Origin of the sequence: Alkalihalobacterium alkalinitrilicum (assembly GCF_002019605.1) — a bacterium.
Taxonomy (GTDB): domain Bacteria; phylum Bacillota; class Bacilli; order Bacillales; family Bacillaceae_F; genus Alkalihalobacterium; species Alkalihalobacterium alkalinitrilicum.
Map to the genome: position 1 here is coordinate 3,714,773 of NZ_KV917368.1, position 19,075 is coordinate 3,733,847.

The 19,075-nt window shown below is 38.1% G+C and carries 16 protein-coding genes, 1 rRNA gene, 1 other RNA gene and 4 other annotated features; of the genes, 1 reads left to right on the forward strand and 17 read right to left on the reverse strand.

The window, feature by feature from the left end:
• Positions 1-25: 25 nt before the first annotated feature.
• The 16 genes from BK574_RS18100 to guaB all read right to left on the reverse strand — a co-directional run bounded on the left by BK574_RS18100 (position 26) and on the right by guaB (position 16,435).
• Positions 26-337 carry a YbaB/EbfC family nucleoid-associated protein gene (locus tag BK574_RS18100; protein ID WP_075389358.1) on the reverse strand — a complete coding sequence of 104 codons (312 nt, stop codon included), beginning with the start codon at positions 335-337 and terminating at the stop codon, positions 26-28.
• 18 nt (positions 338-355) lie between these two features.
• Entirely contained in the window at positions 356-2,050 is a 1,695-nt protein-coding gene (dnaX, locus tag BK574_RS18105) for a DNA polymerase III subunit gamma/tau (RefSeq protein WP_078429517.1), read from the reverse strand.
• Between the two features lie 119 nt (positions 2,051-2,169).
• Positions 2,170-2,435, reverse strand: an RNA gene (gene ffs / locus BK574_RS18110) — signal recognition particle sRNA large type.
• Positions 2,436-2,598: 163 nt separating this feature from the next.
• Positions 2,599-3,078, reverse strand: a complete 480-nt coding sequence (tadA, locus tag BK574_RS18115) for a tRNA adenosine(34) deaminase TadA (RefSeq protein ID WP_078429519.1) — start codon at positions 3,076-3,078, stop codon at positions 2,599-2,601.
• A 5-nt stretch (positions 3,079-3,083) separates the two neighbouring features.
• On the reverse strand, positions 3,084-3,215 hold the full coding sequence (locus tag BK574_RS28870) for a hypothetical protein (protein ID WP_274379433.1): 132 nt from the start codon (positions 3,213-3,215) through the stop codon (positions 3,084-3,086).
• Positions 3,216-3,315: 100 nt separating this feature from the next.
• Positions 3,316-4,212: an oligopeptide ABC transporter permease gene (opp4C, locus tag BK574_RS18120; protein WP_078429520.1), complete on the reverse strand. Its 897-nt coding sequence runs from the start codon at positions 4,210-4,212 to the stop codon at positions 3,316-3,318.
• A gap of 10 nt (positions 4,213-4,222) precedes the next feature.
• Positions 4,223-5,188 carry an ABC transporter permease gene (locus BK574_RS18125; protein ID WP_078429522.1) on the reverse strand — a complete coding sequence of 322 codons (966 nt, stop codon included), beginning with the start codon at positions 5,186-5,188 and terminating at the stop codon, positions 4,223-4,225.
• Between the two features lie 79 nt (positions 5,189-5,267).
• Positions 5,268-7,046, reverse strand: coding sequence for a peptide-binding protein (locus tag BK574_RS18130; RefSeq protein WP_078429524.1), 1,779 nt, complete (start codon positions 7,044-7,046; stop codon positions 5,268-5,270).
• Between the two features lie 107 nt (positions 7,047-7,153).
• Complete coding sequence (locus tag BK574_RS18135; RefSeq protein ID WP_078429526.1) at positions 7,154-8,182, reverse strand: ABC transporter ATP-binding protein; 1,029 nt, start codon at positions 8,180-8,182, stop codon at positions 7,154-7,156.
• Between the two features lie 3 nt (positions 8,183-8,185).
• Positions 8,186-9,169, reverse strand: coding sequence for an ABC transporter ATP-binding protein (locus tag BK574_RS18140; protein ID WP_078429527.1), 984 nt, complete (start codon positions 9,167-9,169; stop codon positions 8,186-8,188).
• A gap of 72 nt (positions 9,170-9,241) precedes the next feature.
• A complete protein-coding gene (locus BK574_RS18145; RefSeq protein WP_078429529.1) occupies positions 9,242-9,703 on the reverse strand; it encodes an Lrp/AsnC family transcriptional regulator in 462 nt (153 codons plus the stop codon).
• Positions 9,704-10,105: 402 nt separating this feature from the next.
• On the reverse strand, positions 10,106-11,386 hold the full coding sequence (serS, locus tag BK574_RS18150; protein ID WP_078429530.1) for a serine--tRNA ligase: 1,281 nt from the start codon (positions 11,384-11,386) through the stop codon (positions 10,106-10,108).
• A 201-nt stretch (positions 11,387-11,587) separates the two neighbouring features.
• Positions 11,588-11,810: a binding site (T-box leader), on the reverse strand.
• 3 nt (positions 11,811-11,813) lie between these two features.
• Positions 11,814-12,407, reverse strand: coding sequence for a pyridoxal 5'-phosphate synthase glutaminase subunit PdxT (pdxT, locus tag BK574_RS18155; RefSeq protein ID WP_078429531.1), 594 nt, complete (start codon positions 12,405-12,407; stop codon positions 11,814-11,816).
• 32 nt (positions 12,408-12,439) lie between these two features.
• Entirely contained in the window at positions 12,440-13,324 is an 885-nt protein-coding gene (gene pdxS / locus BK574_RS18160) for a pyridoxal 5'-phosphate synthase lyase subunit PdxS (protein WP_078429533.1), read from the reverse strand.
• Between the two features lie 159 nt (positions 13,325-13,483).
• Positions 13,484-14,851, reverse strand: a complete 1,368-nt coding sequence (locus BK574_RS18165) for a D-alanyl-D-alanine carboxypeptidase family protein (protein WP_078429535.1) — start codon at positions 14,849-14,851, stop codon at positions 13,484-13,486.
• 120 nt (positions 14,852-14,971) lie between these two features.
• A complete protein-coding gene (gene guaB / locus BK574_RS18170; protein WP_075389374.1) occupies positions 14,972-16,435 on the reverse strand; it encodes an IMP dehydrogenase in 1,464 nt (487 codons plus the stop codon).
• Positions 16,436-16,744: 309 nt separating this feature from the next.
• Here guaB and BK574_RS18175 point away from each other — a divergent pair, with 309 nt between their 5' ends.
• A complete protein-coding gene (locus BK574_RS18175) occupies positions 16,745-17,722 on the forward strand; it encodes a YaaC family protein (protein ID WP_078429537.1) in 978 nt (325 codons plus the stop codon).
• A 444-nt stretch (positions 17,723-18,166) separates the two neighbouring features.
• On the opposite strand, the gene rrf is transcribed toward BK574_RS18175, so the two are convergent.
• Positions 18,167-18,282, reverse strand: a 5S ribosomal RNA gene (gene rrf, locus BK574_RS18180).
• Between the two features lie 244 nt (positions 18,283-18,526).
• Positions 18,527-18,789 (reverse strand) — a sequence feature (23S ribosomal RNA rRNA prediction is too short).
• Positions 18,790-18,808: 19 nt separating this feature from the next.
• Positions 18,809-18,968, reverse strand: a sequence feature (23S ribosomal RNA rRNA prediction is too short).
• Positions 18,969-18,988: 20 nt separating this feature from the next.
• Positions 18,989-19,075 (reverse strand) — a sequence feature (23S ribosomal RNA rRNA prediction is too short).

The following is a 19,075-nucleotide window of genomic DNA, read 5'->3' on the forward strand; positions in this document are numbered from 1 at the left end:
TTACCTCCTTAGAGTGTTACGTTGCTTAGAACAACCCTGGCATATTCATACCTTTTGTATACTTACCCATATCCTGTTCTACTAGCTCATCGACTTTTTTCAACGCTTCATTCATAGCTGCTAAAATTAAGTCTTGTAGCATATCTACATCATCAGGATCTACTACTTCTTCTGAAATTTTAATATCTAGAATTCGTTTATCGCCACTCGCTACAACAGTCACCATACCGCCTCCTGCTGTCGCTTCAACTGTTTTTTCCTTTAATTCTTCCTGTGCTTGCATCATCTGTTTTTGCATCTTTTGTACTTGTTTCATCATTTGTCCCATGTTCTTCATATTAACTACCTCCAAATATTATTTACTTTCAATAATTTCTATTAAATCCGAACCCACTAATTTAATGGCCTCATCGACAATAGGATCTTCCTCTGGTTGATCTGTATCACCACGTTGTTCTCTTAAGAAGTCTTCTTTTATTTTATCCCATTGAATTAATAAAATTGATAAGAAACTCATCTGTTTTTGGTAAACTTGCTGGACGACATTTTCCACATCGGATCTAAACTTCGATTCAATCATATCTCTATGCATTTCGTTTTGAAATGCGAGTACAATATTATCACTTGAAGCAGCAACAGGTTTACAATCACTTAGCCAAGCTTGCGCAGGAACACTATGTTGTTTCACTCGCTCCATTACTAAGCCCCACTGACCACTAACCGTTTGCAAATCTTGTTTGGTTGCTTTCTTTAATACTTCTTTTACTTGAGGGGAAACTGTTTTGCCTCCTAGCGAAGGGGAGCTTTTTCTTTGTAACGGTTTAGGAGCTTCTTTCCGTTTTTCACCAGCAACTAAATTTGATTGTCCAGACTTTAAGTCTTGTATTTCTTTTTCAAGACTAGCCAATTTTTTTTCAAGCGTTGTAACCTTTTCATCATCAACTACAGACTGCGTTGTTGATGATGCTGATGTTTGACACAGTTTAACAATCGCAAGCTCTAAAAATATTTTTCCTTGTGTTGCCCATTTCATTGCTTGTTGACTTTCACTAAGTAAATGAAGCCATTCATAAATGGAAGCTTGAGAAACTTCATTTGTTAGTTTTTCAAATTGAACATCCACCTTGGCTCTCTCCAGCATTCCTTCGAGTGATGGAGCTGTTTGATATAAAAGAATATCCCGATAATAAAAAATCAAATCTTCAATAAAGCGTTGAGGGTCTTTCCCTTCAGCCAGAAGGACATTCACTGATTTTAAAGCCTGTACCGAGTCTTTTGCCTGGATTGCATTTACAATATCCGACAAAAAGTTTTGGGAAACTGCTCCTGTTATTGAAAGTACATCCTCAAGTGTTACTGCGTTTTCTGAGTAGGACATGGCTTGGTCTAATAAGCTAAGAGCATCACGCATCCCACCATCAGCAGCACGAGCAACCATTTGTAGAGCCTCGTCATTAACTTCAACATCGTAGTGACTAATGATAAATTTCATTCGTTCTACTAAAGCTTCATTTGAAATTCTCTTAAAATCAAAACGTTGACAACGAGAAATAATCGTCAAAGGAATTTTATGAGGTTCTGTTGTTGCTAAAATAAACAGAACATGCTTTGGTGGCTCTTCAAGAGTTTTTAATAACGCATTAAATGCACCTGTTGATAGCATATGAACTTCATCAATAATATACACTTTATACCGAACTTCATTAGGTGCAAATTTTACTTTATCACGAATATCGCGGATTTCATCAACACCATTATTAGAAGCAGCGTCAATTTCAATCACATCAACAATCGAACCGTCAGTAATCCCTTTACATGACTTACATTCATTACATGGCTCAGGCACTGGCGCTCGATCACAATTAATTGCTTTTGCAACAATTTTAGCGGCGCTGGTTTTTCCTGTTCCCCTAGGTCCTGTGAAGAGATAAGCATGGGAAAACTTATTATGTACTAAAGCATTTTGCAACGTCTTCGTAATATGTTCTTGTCCAGCAATATCTCTCAACTGCTGAGGTCTCCATACACGATATAGTGCTTGATATCCCAACTCCTACTCCTCCTCGGTCACTATTGCTTTCATTATACCTTAATTCGCCTACTATTTTCAAAAGACAAATAAAAAAACAGCTTATAATAAGCTGTTTTACATTTATTTTAAATTTAAAGCCGTGCACCTTCCTTCGATCAAGTTGCCCCAAGCGTTACCTAAGCAGTTAGCTCGGCCCAGGCGACTCTGCGGCACACGGAAGGGGCCACTTACTGCTGCTTCCTTCCGGACCTGACAGGGTTCATGGGTTTCCGTTGCGCAGAACCCAAGCGTCAACACCACTTACTTAGGTCAGACCTCACGACAACAAGACCTCGAGAAGGGATTCAGCCTCGCTACAGCGGATTGCGAGTACAGGGCACCGCTACCTCCCCACCTAGCACGACAAATTTAATAACAATTTTAGGTGCGCCTCTTATGTGACGCATAATTTAGTATAGAGGTTTTCAATATAAAATGCAATAGCAATACTTTCGTCTATTGGTTATTATTTCTGAGAACTTCAGCATGTACCTCTTCTGTATTAAGTATATCATAATAACGTCAAATTATTTATTTAACTTTTGCCTTTGTCTTAAAGTTTTAAAGAAATCTTTTAATAATTGGGCACATTGATCAGCAAGAATTCCATTTGTGACCTCTGCTTGGTGATTAAACCGAAAATCATTAACCAAATCGTAAAGAGTTCCTGCACAGCCTGCCTTAGGATCGACTGCGCCGTAGACAACTCTTTTAATCCTTGACTGCACTATTGCCCCTGCGCACATTGGACATGGCTCTAATGTTACATATAACGTGCAGTCCATTAGTCTCCAACTGTCTAACTGACGGCATGCTTGTTCAATTGCTAGCATTTCCGCATGTGCTTGCGCTTGTTTTGTTGTCTCTCGTAAGTTATAAGCTCTAGCAATGACCTTATCAGCCTTTACAATGACTGCACCGATAGGAACTTCCTTTATTTCCATGGCTTTTTTTGCCTCATCTATGGCTAACTGCATATAATATTCATCATTTGTTATGCAATCCATATTCGTTAATGACTTTCCTTACTACGATTTTGAAGGTCTTCTTCTAAGCGCTTTAAACTTACCCAGCGAAGAAACGTTTTTTCCATAGCATGAAGTTCACTCTTTTTTAATGGTTGCCCTATTTTTTTTTGTCTCATAAACCCATTCCTCTCTTACTACACTCTATTAAAAGTATTGTTCACTCAGTTCTTCTTATTCACTAATTGAAAAAAAATCCCTGCAAATGCAGGGACTTTTTTATCGTTTCGTCTTCGGGTCAAATGCATCTCGAAGTCCATCACCTATGAAGTTAATTGCCAAGACCGTAAATAGAATGGCCAAACCAGGCGGAATCCATGCTTCTGGATGCTGAGTTAACACCCTTAAACTTCGAGCTTCAGTTACCATGTTCCCCCATGTTGGAGTCGGTTGAGGAATACCAAAACCAATAAAGCTTAAAGCTGATTCAATGATAATCATCGTTGCCATCATTAACGTAGCATTTACAATAATTGGACCAACTGCATTCGGCAAAAAGTGTTTTGCGATTATGCGAAAGTCTGAACATCCAATAGAACGAGCTCCTAGAATAAATTCTTTTTCTCGTAATGCTAAGAACGTTCCACGTAATATCCTCGTTATATTTGGCCAGGTTGTTAATGCAATTATGGTTACAAATATAGGAACACTTATTCTTTCTAATATTGCCATTACGGTTAGTACTAAAAGTAAGAACGGGAATATGAGCATCAAGTCGGCAGCCCTCATAATGAGACTATCCACTTTGCCACCATAATACCCTGCTAACGATCCTAAAACAACACCAATCAATAACGTAAAGGCCATCGCTGTAACCCCTACTGTTAAGGAAATACGTGAGCCATACACCATTCGTGCGAAATTATCACGTCCAGAACTATCGGTTCCTAACCAATGTTCAGCACTAGGCTTCGCCATGACATTCATTAAGTTCGACTTTGTAGGATCATGGTTTGTTAATAAAGGTGCAAAAAGTGCTATTAAAACAAAAAATACTAATATAAAGATCCCAGCAACTGCAAGTTTATTACGAAGGAAGCGACGCATTGCAAGCTGTAAAGGGCTCGCACTTTTTGCAGGTTTTTGTGTTTGTTCAACATTAGTTGTATTATTCATTGCGCTCACCTCAATCGTAACGTATTCTTGGATCTACTACAGCATAGAAAATATCAGCAAGTAAGTTACCTATTAGGATTGTTATTGCTAACAGTAAGTTTATTGCCATAATCACTGGATAATCACGATTCATAATCGAGTTTAAAAACAGTGTTCCTAAGCCTGGATAGTTAAATACTGCCTCAGTAATAACGGCACCACTTAACAATGTTCCAAATTCAAAACCGAGTAGAGTAATAATCGGAATTAATGCATTTCGAAGAGTATGCTTGTATAATACAGGTCTTGGTCCTAAACCTTTTGCCTTTGCCGTACGAATAAAGTCACTACCCATAACTTCCATCATTTCTGTTCTCATATAACGCATATAGATCGCTGTACTTGCTAAACCCAGCGTAAATCCTGGTAACACTAAATGTCTTAATTTATCAAAGAATAACTCAAAACCTGTTAAGCCAATTGTTGAAACCGTTCCTTGAGATGGAAACCAACCTAATTGGAACGAGAATACATAAATAGCAATTAGCGCCGCAAAGAAGTTTGGAGTTGCAAGACCGAGAAAAGCAAAAGTAGTTGCACTATAGTCAAGCAAAGAATATGGTTTTTTCGCAGAGTAAATTCCAATTGGAATTGCTACTACGATCGTTATAAAAAGTGAAAATAATGATAGATATAACGTGTTCATAATACGTGAACCAATCAGTTCACTTACTGAACGTCCTGTATAGTGCATGGATTGTCCAAAATCACCTACTGCTACAGAAGATAGCCAATTCCAATATTGAACTGGTATGGGGTCATTTAACCCTAATGCTTCTCTTCGCTCTTCCAACACTTCCGCTGGTATATTTGGATCTAAGATTTCACCAGATAGTGGATCTCCAGGTGCCGCATAGGCTAATGCGAAAATAACAACTGTCACGATAAAAAGCATAGGTATAAATTGCAAGACCCTTCGTATGATGTATTTATACATGATTGTCCTCCTCCTACTCAGTAAAAGGGGGTGCATAGCAGGTCTAGACCATGCACCCTTGTACTTCTACTTTAAAAAATTATTGTTCTAACCACCATAAATGAGAGTCAGCATTTACATTACGAGGCTTAACTGTCCAGCCGTGGAACTTCGTGTTAAATGCAACGTTTACGTTTGCACTGTATAACGGTAAAGCTGGAAGTTGCTCAGAATAGTAGTTTGCCCAGTCACGATATACTTGTTGACGATATTCAAGGTCAAATGCTTCTGGTGTTTTTAATGCTGCATCTAATAACTCATCACTATGAGTGTCATCCCAACGTAAGTAGTTATATGGAGCAGTTGATCTGTGGATTCCTGATGGATCTGGGTCACCAGTTGATAATCCCCATCCAGCTAAATATAAATCCCAATCCGTGTTGTTTTGCTCTACCATCTCAAAGTGAGCAGCTGCTTCACGTGGGCTACGCATGTTTACACGAATACCTACAGCTTCTAAGTTCTCTTTAATGATTGGAGCTGTACGCTCACGAACTGTGTTACCAGTTGGGAAATCAAGATTTAACGTATATTCGTTTCCATTTGGATCTAAACGGAAACCATCACCGTCTCTTTCAGTAAATCCAGCTTCATCAAGAAGTGCATTAGCTTTTTCTTCACTGTACTCATAGTCATTTACTGCATCAGGATCAAATGCCCAAGAAGCTTCTGGGAATGGAGCATTTAATACAGTACCTGAACCATAAAGTAATCCATCTACAAATCCTTGACGATTAACTGCATGCGCGATGGCTTGACGTACTTTTTCATCTTGTAACTTTTCGTTTGGAACCCATCCAGACTTGTCAGTCCAGTCACTTTGCTCACCTTGAGAGTGATGAAGCTTGAAGCCCATATATTGGTATCCAAAATCTTGATCTTGAACTAATGTAACGTTTTGCATTGCTTCTACATCTTGTGCATCAGCTGCAGGTACCCCACCTGGAAGACCTACCATGTGAAGCTCTTCATTTTGAAGTTGTCCAAGCATAACATCTTGGTTTACTACTTTCCATACGATACGATCTAAGTATGGAGCACCTTGCCAGTAATCTTCATTACGCTCTAAAACATATTGTTGTCCTTCAAGAATATCTGTTAATTTGAAAGGACCTGTACCGATAACTTCACCTGCGTTACGAGATGCTGTGTGCTCAGGCATTTCACTCACTCGAACCTCTTCAAACACATGTTTCGGAATAATTGGGAAACTTGTATATTGGTTTGCCGTGATACTTGGCTCTTTGAACGTAAATTTAACAGTGTAAGGATCGACTGCTTCAACACCAGCTAAAGTATCTGCTTCACCATCACGGTACTCTTCATAACCCACTAATTGGTTTACGTAATCAACACGTACACCACCAGCAGCAGTATAAGCACCATCAGCAATTGAAGTGTAAGTGAATACTACGTCATCTGCAGTAAACTCTTCACCATCGTGCCACTGAACACCTTCGTTTAAGATGTAAGTTAACTCTGTATGGTCATCATTAAAGTCCCACTCTTTTGCTAATGAAGGAATCCATTGTAACTCTTCATCTAGAGCAACTAGAGCTTCGTGAGTGAAGTCTAAAATGTTTGCCTCATATGAATCTGCGTAGAAAATTGGATTGAATTGACCAGCTGGAGCTGAGAACATAGCCGCGTTGATTGTACCACCTTGTTGTGGTTCACCTGCAGCTTCTTCACCTTGCTCTGTTTCTTCTGTTGGATCAGTTGTTGGAGCTTCTTCTTCCGTTCCGCCTCCTCCACATGCAGCAAGAATTGTACTAAGAGAAAGAGCGCCAGCTAACATTAATGCTAAACTTTTCTTCATTGTTTTCCCCCCTGAAAATGTCTTTAATACATAGATTGCTACAAAACTACTTTTTCAAACCTTCCTTTTGAACCATCACCTCCTCAAAAAGGTAAAAGCACTATTTATTAAACTTCTTTTGGCTCAATCTTTGGCTCTGGATCTGTATATAGGTGACAAGCAACATAATGGCCATCTCCCATATGAGTTAAATCTGGGCGTTCTACTTTACAACGATCATGTGCTTTTGGACACCTCGTATGGAAAGAGCATCCTGTTGGTGGGTTTGACGGGCTTGGTAAATCACCAGATAGTTTAATTTTTTCCCTTTTTGCATGTACGTTTGTTGATGGAACTGCTGATAGTAACGCCTGTGTATATGGGTGAAGTGGTTTTTCGTATAAGGAATGCTTCGGTGCTATTTCTGCAATTCTCCCTAAATACATAACCGCAACACGATCACTAATATGCTTAACAACACTTAAATCATGGGCAATAAATAAATACGTTAATCCAAATTCATCTTGCAGATCTTCCATAATATTTAATACCTGAGATTGCACAGATACATCTAACGCTGATACTGGCTCATCCCCGATAATAAACTTTGGTTTTGTTGATAATGACCTAGCAATACCAATTCTTTGACGTTGACCACCTGAAAATTCGTGCGGATATTTCAAGCGAGCTTCTGGACCTAACCCTACTTTACCTAATAAATCAACAACCATGTCTTTACGATCTTTAGCAGACATCGTATTTTGCACAAGCATTGGTTCTTCAATAAGTTCCCCTACACTCATACGTGGGTTAAGTGATGCATATGGATCTTGGAAAACCATTTGCATATCTTTACGTAGTGGGCGAAGTTTTCTTTGACTTATTGTAGAAATGTCATTTCCTTCAAATTTTATAGTTCCAGAAGTCGGATCTAATAAGCGAAGCAGGACTCTTCCCATTGTTGACTTACCAGAACCAGACTCACCAACAATACCTAAAGTTTCACCTTTATATATATCAAAACTAATATCATCTACTGCTTTTACATTACTAACTGTACGTTGAAGGATACCGCCTTTTACTGGAAAGTATTTTTTTAAATTTTTAACCTCTACTAGCTTCTCTCTGTCATGTTGTAAGTTTTCTTTGTTAGTCATTATTTACTCCTTTCCGTCAAAAAGAACACAACGTACTTTATGCCCTGGACCTGCATCATAAAGTTCAGGTACGTCGTTAGTACACTTGTCCATCGCATGTTTACAACGAGGGGCAAAACGGCAACCCTTTGGAAAATTATGCGCTGGTGGTACCATTCCAGGTATTGCTTCTAAACGCTCTTTGTCATCATCGATTTGCGGCATACTATTCAATAATCCAACAGTATACGGATGTTTAGGATTTGTGAATAGCTCTTTTACATCAGCTTGTTCGACTATTTGTCCACCATACATAACCATCACTCGGTCAGCTGTTTCTGCTACAACACCTAAGTCATGGGTAATCATTAAGATTGACGATCCGAACTCTTCCTTCATATCAACCATTAAATCTAAGATCTGTGCTTGAATGGTAACGTCCAATGCCGTAGTAGGCTCATCTGCAATTAATAACTTCGGATTACAGGAAAGTGCCATCGCAATCATTGCACGTTGTCTCATACCACCTGATAATTGGTGCGGGTACTCATGAATGATTTCATCCGCACGTGGAAATCCAACTAGCTTTAATAATTCTAGTGCTTTTGCATACGCTTCCTTTTTCTTCATTTTCTTATGTTTCATTAATGGTTCTGCAATTTGATTTCCAATTGTAAACACTGGATTTAAAGATGTCATTGGTTCTTGAAAGATCATACCAATATCATTTCCACGAACATTTGTCATTTCTTTTTCAGATAGCTTTAGAAGGTCTTTTCCATCTAACTTAATTGAGCCTGCAACAATCTTCCCTGGTGGTGATTGAATTAATTGCATAACTGATAGAGAAGTAATACTCTTACCACTACCTGACTCCCCTACTAGAGCAAGTGTTTCACCTTTACGTATGTCAAAATCGACACCATCTACAGCTTTTGCTACTTTACCGTCATCTATAAAAAAATGCGTTTTTAACCCTCTTACTTCTAATAGAACATTTTTGTCCATTCGTGCACCTCAATCTACTCTGCTTATTTTCTCGCTGTACGTTCTGTATTGTTTTGATAAAAAATAAGGATTTTATACATCTTTTTCTTGTACATAAGAAAATGAGTCTTTATATTGTTTCAGTTCTATATTAACGTCAGCACTTATTATTCCGTCCATTTTAGCTAATTCTTTATTTACAAAATGGACTAAATCCTCATTGCTCTTAAAGTATGCCTGAATGATCAAATCATGTCTTCCTGAGAATGCTCCGACAAAGCGCACTTCCGCATACCGATTTAGTTGGTCTGCAATTTCTTCCTGACTTCCTAACTTCGTTGAAATGCCAATAATTGCTTGAACGTTTAATCCTACTTTATTTGGGTTAGTATGAATAATGAATTCAAATACATTCTCTTTAAGCATTCGATTAATTCTCGTCCGAATTGTTCCTTCACTTACGTCCAACAACTTCGCAATTTCTGTATAGGATCTTTTGCCGTTTTCTTGTAGATATCCTAATATAGCAAAGTCCATATGATCTAATTTACTCATGCTATCACATCACTTTACGTTTTCAAATAGGTTTACTTGATAATCTTTACGAAAAACCACACTATTAAATTAATATTTCTGTAAATTTCGTAAAAATTTAAACCGAATAAGGTCATTATAAGTAATATCATAGCCAATTGCAATATTCGTTTTTGTATTTTTTCATTTTTTTATAGCAAAAAATCTAACAAACTATGATTCTCAAGGGATTGGAAGCCCTTTCAAAAACTAATTTGAGAAAAAAGTTCTATTTCGAAATTAGAAAAATCTATCGTTTTTTTTTACGAATATGCAAAACTTGTCTTTAATACTCGATATTTTAGTATTTTTCTAATAAAATTATTATTAACTTTATTGCATGAAAAAAGCTAAGCAAATTAAATTTTGCTTAGCTTTTTTATATTATTTAATATTTATACTTGTTTTATTCCCCATATAAGGACGTAATACATTAGGGATCATAACACTACCGTCTTCTTGTTGATAATTCTCCAAAATTGCCGCAACAGTTCGACCTAACGCTAATCCAGATCCGTTTAATGTATGAACATACTCTGTTTTACCTTTTGCTTCTCGTTTAAAACGAATATTGGCTCTTCTTGCTTGGAAATCCTCAAAATTACTACAAGAAGAAATTTCTCGATATGTACCATAGCTCGGGATCCAAACTTCAATATCGTATTTCTTAGCTGCTGTAAATCCTAAATCTGCTGTACACATACTCATAACACGATAAGGAAGCTTTAATAATTGAAGAACTTTCTCAGCGTGTCCAGTTAGTCTCTCAAGTTCCTCATACGACTCTTCTGGCTTTACAAATCGAACTAGCTCCACTTTGTTAAACTGATGTTGTCGAATGAGTCCTCTAGTATCTCTTCCTGCAGAACCAGCTTCTGAACGAAAACAAGCGCTAAAAGCTGTATATGCGATCGGCAATTGTTCCACTGATAAAATTTCATCTCGATGTAAATTTGTTACAGGTACTTCAGCTGTTGGAATGAGAAAATAATCTTCTTCAGTTATTTTGAAAGCATCTTCCTCAAACTTTGGTAATTGCCCTGTTCCAATCATACTTGTGCGATTGACCATGTAAGGAGGTAGAATTTCTTCGTAACCATGCTCATCTTGGTGTAAATCCATCATAAAATTCAGTAATGCTCGTTCTAATCTTGCACCAAGTCCTTTGTAAAATACAAATCGACTTCCAGTTACTTTGGCTGCTCTTTCAAAATCTAGTATTTCTAACTCTGTTGCAATGTCCCAATGTGGTTTTGCCTCAAAAGAAAATTCAGGCCGTTCCCCCCATTGTCTAACTTCGACGTTGTCATCTTCACTTTGACCGACAGGAACCGTTTCGTGTGGAATGTTAGGAATCGTCAAGAGTAAATAATCTAACTGTTCTTCAATTGTTCGAAGTTCGTCGTCTAATTCTTTTACTTTATCGGATACTTCACGCATCTCTAAAATTAGATGATCTGCCTCTTTTTTCTCACGCTTCAATTGAGCGACTTCTTGAGAAACTGCGTTTCTTTTACTTTTTAATTCTTCTACAGAAACAATTATTGTTCTTCTTTTTTCGTCAAGATCTTGAAACTGATCAATTCCTGATAATTCTTCTCCACGCATTTCTAGTTTCTTTTTAATTTCACTAAAATCCTTACGCAATAATTTTATATCAAGCATACTTATTTACCCTCCTATACAATACTTTCCTTATTACCATTATTCACTATTTACTAATCAATTAAAAGTCTCTATACATTTATGCCACGAGGTATAAGAAATAAACAGTTTACTGATAGTAAATAGTACCTTTCCCATTTTTAACATCAAAATGTTAAAAATGGGAAAGGATAAAAAAACGCAAAAAGCCCTCATCCCTATCTAAGGGACGAGAGCACCCGCGTTGCCACCCTTCTTGCAAATAGAAAACATCTATTGCCTCTTATAACAGATAACGGCTGTTACCGGAAATGCTTTTGAATATACTTTCATTGGCATTCCACTCAGGGGGCAGAATTCACAAACGGTTTCGATCGGTTTTCACCAACCACCGACTCTCTAAATACGAAATTCGTTTGCTACTAAATCCCATCAACGCATTACTTTATTACGCTTGTACTTTTTGTTTTATTGATTCACGGACCATTTCTACAAAATACTGATGAAAGCGATGGTCATCTGTTAATTCAGGGTGAAAAGAGCAAGCTAAGTAATGCCCTTGTCTCGCTACAACAATCTCTTCATTAAACTTTGAAAGGATTTCAACAGTTTCATCTACATCTACAATAAGCGGTGCACGAATAAATACAGCACGAATATCATCACCGACTCCTGTTACAATTAAGTCCGTTTCAAAGCTTTCACGTTGTCTACCAAAGGCATTTCTCTGTACAGTCATATCCATGAACCCTAAATGTCCTTCAGGTTGCCCGACAATATGTTTGGACATAAGGATAAGGCCTGCACACGTTCCAAAAATGGGTTTACCCTTAGCTCCGAATTCTTGTAGCGCTTCAAAAAATCCATACTCATCAATCAATCGGCGCATTGTCGTACTTTCTCCACCAGGGAAAACAAGGCCATCAACATTTTCTAATTGCTCGACTTTTTTTATAATTACGGTTTCTATATCAGGAGCTGCAAGACATTTTATATGTTCTCGAACTGCCCCTTGAAGAGCAAGAACTCCAATTTTAATCATATCTAAGCTCCCTCCCTAATTGAGTAGGAATTTTACCAACCACGCTCTTGCATGCGCTCAGAAGGATTTAATGAAGAAATTTCAATTCCTTTCATCGCTGACCCTAGATCTTTAGAAAGTTCAGCAATCAAAGCATAGTCTTGGAAATGTGTAGTTGCTCTAACAATTGCACGAGCAAATTTTTCAGGATTATCTGACTTAAAGATACCAGAACCAACGAATACTCCGTCAGCACCTAACTGCATCATTAACGCAGCATCAGCAGGAGTAGCTACACCACCAGCTGCAAAGTTAACGACTGGTAATTTACCTTCCTTTTGAATTTGAAGTAAGATTTCATAAGGTGCACCTGTGTTTTTCGCTTCAGTCATTAGCTCGTCCGTTGACATAGAAACAATTTTACGAACTTGAGACTGCATCATTCGCATGTGACGCACAGCTTCTACGATATTTCCTGTTCCAGGCTCACCTTTTGTACGAAGCATTGCTGCACCTTCACCAATACGACGAGAAGCTTCACCAATATCACGAGCTCCACAGACAAAAGGAACTGTATATTCATTTTTATTTAAATGATATACTTCATCAGCCGGCGTTAAGACTTCACTCTCATCAATATAGTCAACACCTAATGCTTCTAGCACACGTGCTTCTACAATGTGACCGATACGGCATTTAGCCATAACTGGTATTGAAACTGCTCCCATAACTTCCTCAACAATTGTTGGGTCAGCCATACGAGCTACCCCACCTGCTGCACGAATATCTGCAGGAACACGCTCTAATGCCATAACTGCAACTGCACCTGCTGCTTCAGCAATTTTAGCTTGTTCTGCATTGACAACGTCCATAATAACGCCGCCTTTTTGCATTTCTGCCATTCCACGTTTTACGCGATCTGTACCCGTTTCTACCATTCGTAATTCCTCCTATACATTCTATGAGCTCTTCGTGTTGTTTTTATATCGTAGCTATGTAATTCTACCTAGCAACACGCACAATATAATAAATTTTCAGTAATTATTGTACCACTTTTCTAAAGTAAAGCAAATGCAAAGTAGAGAAAGAAGGTTGGATTAATTAAACCAACCTTTTACTGTGTCCGCAACATTCGTCCAAACATTTGAGATAAAGCCACCAACTCCACGCATCCCTCGACTAAAGAAACCTGCACGTTCTACAGCTTCTGCCGTCTCAACCTGTACTATTTCATGTTGAACCGCATTAGCATACAAATGGCTATATTCTGTATCTCCTTGATGAATTGCTGTCAAAGTACCAATAACTTCACCTTGTTCAATTGGTGCAATGAGCTCACCATCTTCAGTAACCAGATTAGGATCTAACTCTAAGAGAGGGGCAAAAAATTCTTCATCTCCAGATTTCAACAACACTTTTAAAGGTTCACTTACTGTAACTTTTACTTCACGTGCTTTTCCATTGACTACTGGTAATGTTGTTACACCTTCTTCAAATACATCTTCAAGGTGAACTTCGTATTGATTAAAATTATTAAAACCGTAGTCTAAAAGGCGCTGGGTTTCAGTAAATCTATCATCTAAATCTTTCAAACGCATGACAACAGAAATTAATGTAACTCCATTTTTTTCAGCAACACCAGTAAAACAGTATCCTGCTTCATTAGTATATCCTGTTTTTAGTCCTAACATCCCATCATACTCATGCTTTAATCCTGGTAACATCTCATTCCAGTTTTTCATGCATGTCCAATCATTTAAACAAGCTTGTGTATCTACGTCTGTTAATACTTCACCTTGAAACCGTTGCATCGGGATACTTGCGGTATCTAACATTTCTGGAAAATCATTAATTAAATGAAAGGCAAGTTTAGCGGTTGCTCGGGCAGATAAACGGTTTTCATCATTTTCATTACCAGCAACATGCTGACCAAGATATGACCGATTTGGTAAACCCGTTGAGTTCACAAAGCTGTAATCATCTAGTTCTAACTCTTCTGCCTTCTCATTCATTCGTTCAACAAATGTAGCATACGAACCACCTGCAATGACTTCTGCAAGTGCAATGGTCGCTGCATTTCCAGATTCAATAGCCATTGCTTCATACAAATCTTTTACAGTATACATTTCTTCTGGGTCTAAGAATACATTTGAAGATCCAGCTTGGTGTGACATATTACTAACAAAACTATTAATCGGAACCGTTTGATCCCACATAATCGTTCCTTTATGAATTGCTTCTAACACCAAGTATTCTGTCATCATTTTTGACATACTTGCTGGCGGTAACATGACATCTGCATTTTTTTCAAACAATACTTTCCCAGTATTGGCATCTACTAAAATAGCAGATTCAGCTACTAAATCTATGCTTGCTTCAACTTTTTGGAATGAACCAAAAAAAGTAACAAAAACAATGGCACAAAGTAACGTATGGACTACTACTTTTTTATATCTGTGTATCATTAACAACCACTCCTCTTTATTCATTACACAAACGGTATTGTAACACATCTACACATAAAAAAATAGATAGGTAAAGTACCTATCTATTACAGTTATGTTAAGGGTTTTGACCTAGTTTTTCTACGATTGAATCGAGTAATTTGGTGCTTCTTTCGTAATTTGCACGTCATGTGGATGACTTTCTCTTAAACCTGCACCTGTAATTCGGATAAATTGTCCATTTTCTCGTAAATCGGTAATTGTTTTAGTACCACAATATCCCATTCCAGCACGTATACCTCCAATTAATTGGTGTATAGTGTCTGAAAGTGGACCTTTATAAGGAATACGCCCTTCGATTCCTTCAGGAACTAGCTTTTGATTATTTTCTTGGAAATAACGGTCTTTACTGCCTTTTTCCATAGCTCCAATAGAACCCATACCTCTATATACTTTGAACTGACGTCCTTGATAAATTTCACGTTCACCAGGACTCTCTGATACTCCTGCTAATAGACTTCCTAACATAACTGCATGGCCACCTGCAGCTAATGCTTTTACGATATCACCAGAATACTTTATACCACCGTCTGCAATAATCGATACACCATGTTTTCTCGCTTCAGTAGCGCAGTCATAAACGGCTGTAATTTGAGGAACTCCTATCCCAGCAATAATTCGTGTCGTACAAATGGATCCTGGACCAATTCCCACTTTTACAACACTAGCTCCAGCTTCAATTAAATCTCTAGTTGCTTCAGCTGTTGCAACATTACCTGCGACTATATCAAGATCTGGATACTCTTTTCTAACCTCACGTACTTTTTGTAAAACACCTTGAGAATGTCCGTGTGCAGTATCAATTACAATAATATCTACACCAGCTTCAACGAGTGCCTTTACACGAAGCATCGTATCTGCAGTAACACCTACAGCTGCACCAACAACTAATCTGCCTTGACTATCTTTTGCTGAATTAGGAAACTCAATCACTTTTTCAATATCTTTAATGGTGATGAGTCCTTTTAAAATGCCTTCATCATCCACAAGTGGTAATTTTTCAATCTTATACTTTTGCAATATTTTTTCTGCTTCTGCTAACGTTGTACCAACAGGAGCAGTTACCAAATCTTCCTTTGTCATAACATCATCAATTTGAATTGAATAATCTTCAATAAACCGTAAATCTCGATTTGTAAGAATTCCAACTAACTTTTGCTTTTCATCAACAATTGGTACACCAGAAATACGAAACTTACCCATTAAATGTTCGGCATCAAAAACTTGGCGATCAGGTGTTAAATAAAACGGATTTGTAATTACACCACTTTCAGATCGTTTCACACGGTCAACCTGCTCAGCTTGTTCCTCGATGGACATGTTTTTATGTATAATACCAATTCCACCTTCTCGTGCCATAGCGATTGCCATACTAGCCTCAGTTACAGTATCCATCCCTGCGCTTATAATTGGCATATTGAGTTTCAACTTTGCGGTTAATTCCGTTTTAACTGAAACATCTTTAGGAAGAATCTCTGATTTTTGCGGAACGAGCAATACATCATCAAAGGTTAAACCTTCTTTAGCAAACTTATTTTCCCACACAATAATTCCCTTCCTCTCCTATAAATAAGTTCTAAAAGGAGGACAAAAAGCTCCAAGAATTTCGAGGTTTGCAGTTGAATAGCACAGCGCATGCTTTCCATAGATGAGTAACGCAGCAGCAAACCAATGATGAAATTCGTTAGGAATCTTTCCTGGACTTTTTGAACAAACCTCTCATATAAATAAGTTTTTCCTGTAAATATTATTTGTAGCTTAACAATTGGTTAAACTACTGTCAAGAAAGGAAAAGTAATTAGATTTTTCTAAAGATTATCATAACAAGCTTTATGAAGAAAGGGTACTGATTTTATGGAAATGAAAATAGATACTTGGAATAAAATTTTAAAATATCGATCTGCTAAATATACTCAATCGTTTTTAAAATCTTGTTATGAATTAAGTGGAGAAAAGGAATGTGAGGCATTAGCCTTTCGAAATACATATCCTTATATATATTATCTTGAACATGGTGAAAAATATTTTTCACAAGTTCAAGTTTCACCAAATGAGATACGGCCTGTACTCCTGTTTTATGGCATGGTTCAATTAATGAAAGCATGCTTACTCATAAAAGATCCTCATTATCCAGAAACAAGTCAAGTACTTGCGCACGGAGTAACAACGAGAAAACGAAAGAAAAGTCAGTATATCTTTCTCGACGATGAAGTGAAACTTCAGAAGAATGGGTTGCTAACTCATTTTTCTGAAAAAATGTTTCATGTGAAACAATTCTCGGGAGAAAAGTACAAAATGAGACTTTTACTTCGACAAATTTTTGAATTGCACCCTTTATTTGTAGAAATAGAAAAAAAGAAACAACCTTACCTAATTAAAATTATTAATCATAATCTAAAAATACCAACTACAATATTAGATGATTTTCAATTTGGTCTTTCAAGCTTTTGTGCCCATATTTCAGAACGCTCAAAACAAACCTTTCAAACGTCAGAAAATCAAACAACTGGTGAACATTTATTACTTAATGGCAATTCTTCTATCCACCCTACACAATGTTACCCTTTTTTATATGCTACAGATGACAACTATTACTTGTCTCCTTATAAAAGCGATTTGTTAGACGTACCAGAAATAATTGTACATTACTTAATCCTTTACAATCTTAGTATGATTTGTCGGTATGAAACAGAATGGTGGGGAGAGTTGTTTCATCACTATCCAGAATATGACTACCCGTTTATTAATAAATTCTTATCAGTTGCAACAGAAAAAGTTCCTCTACTACTTTTTTCTCTCATGGAAAACCAAATAACATCTCAAAATAAATGAGCACTGTTCTATAGTGAATAGTGCTCAGCATTAATTACGCCTTTAAGTGTACTAATAACGTTTGACCCCAACAGTATACCTTAGGATAGACATTTGGCTTTAATCCCCCAACGTCTATAGCTGGGTAGCTGGACAGTTTATTTACTATCAAAGTACAACCATATGGACTTTTCCTGTTGCCTAGTGATATCCCTCTAAACCTTTCTTTCCTATCGGGATTCTTTTCTTATTGCACCCACTTCGATGTGTTTCATCGCGTTTTACGAATTGAAAGATTTCCTCTCACAGGAGGCAAGTAGATTCGCCTCGTTGGTTCTGCACGATGTTTCATCTACTTTCCTTCGTAGCTCGGCGTCTCTTTGAGCCAAAAGCTCTTCATCTCCTGTAGCTTATTCATGTTTTTTCACAAAAAAAAGGCACAACCCACATGGGATTGTGCCTGGTGTCTAGCGACGTCCTACTCTCACAGGGGGAAGCCCCCAACTACCATCGGCGCTGAAGAGCTTAACTTCCGTGTTCGGCATGGGAACGGGTGTGACCTCTTCGCTATCGCCACTAGACTTATAAAATTGTGATAAGCTTCGCATTTCTTCGTTGGCTGCGCTCCCTGCGTTGCTCATGTACCCTTCAAACGTACATTCCGCTACTCGTGAACTTGCCGCCTCGAACTACTCGCTTCTAACAATTTTCTATTCGGATTTTGATAAGCTTCGAATTTCTTCGACGCTTATGATTGAGAGTCATTCTCTCAAAACTGGATAATGTACTAGAAGAATATCAACGCTTTATGTTTTGGATAAGCCCTCGACCGATTAGTATCTCTCAGCTCCACGTGTCGCCACGCTTCCACCCGAGACCTATCAACCTCATCATCTCTAAGGGGTCTTACTTACTTAACGTAATGGGAAATCTCATCTTGAGGGGGGCTTCACGCTTAGATGCTTTCAGCGCTTATCCCGTCCACACGTAGCTACCCAGCTATGCTCCTGGCGGAACAACTGGTACACCAGCGGTGTGTCCATCCCGGTCCTCTCGTACTAAGGACAGCTCCTCTCAAATTTCCTACGCCCACGACGGATAGGGACCGAACTGTCTCACGACGTTCTGAACCCAGCTCGCGTACCGCTTTAATGGGCGAACAGCCCAACCCTTGGGACCTACTTCAGCCCCAGGATGCGATGAGCCGACATCGAGGTGCCAAACCTCCCCGTCGATGTGGACTCTTGGGGGAGATAAGCCTGTTATCCCCAGGGTAGCTTTTATCCGTTGAGCGATGGCCCTTCCATGCGGAACCACCGGATCACTAAGCCCGACTTTCGTCCCTGCTCGACTTGTAGGTCTCGCAGTCAAGCT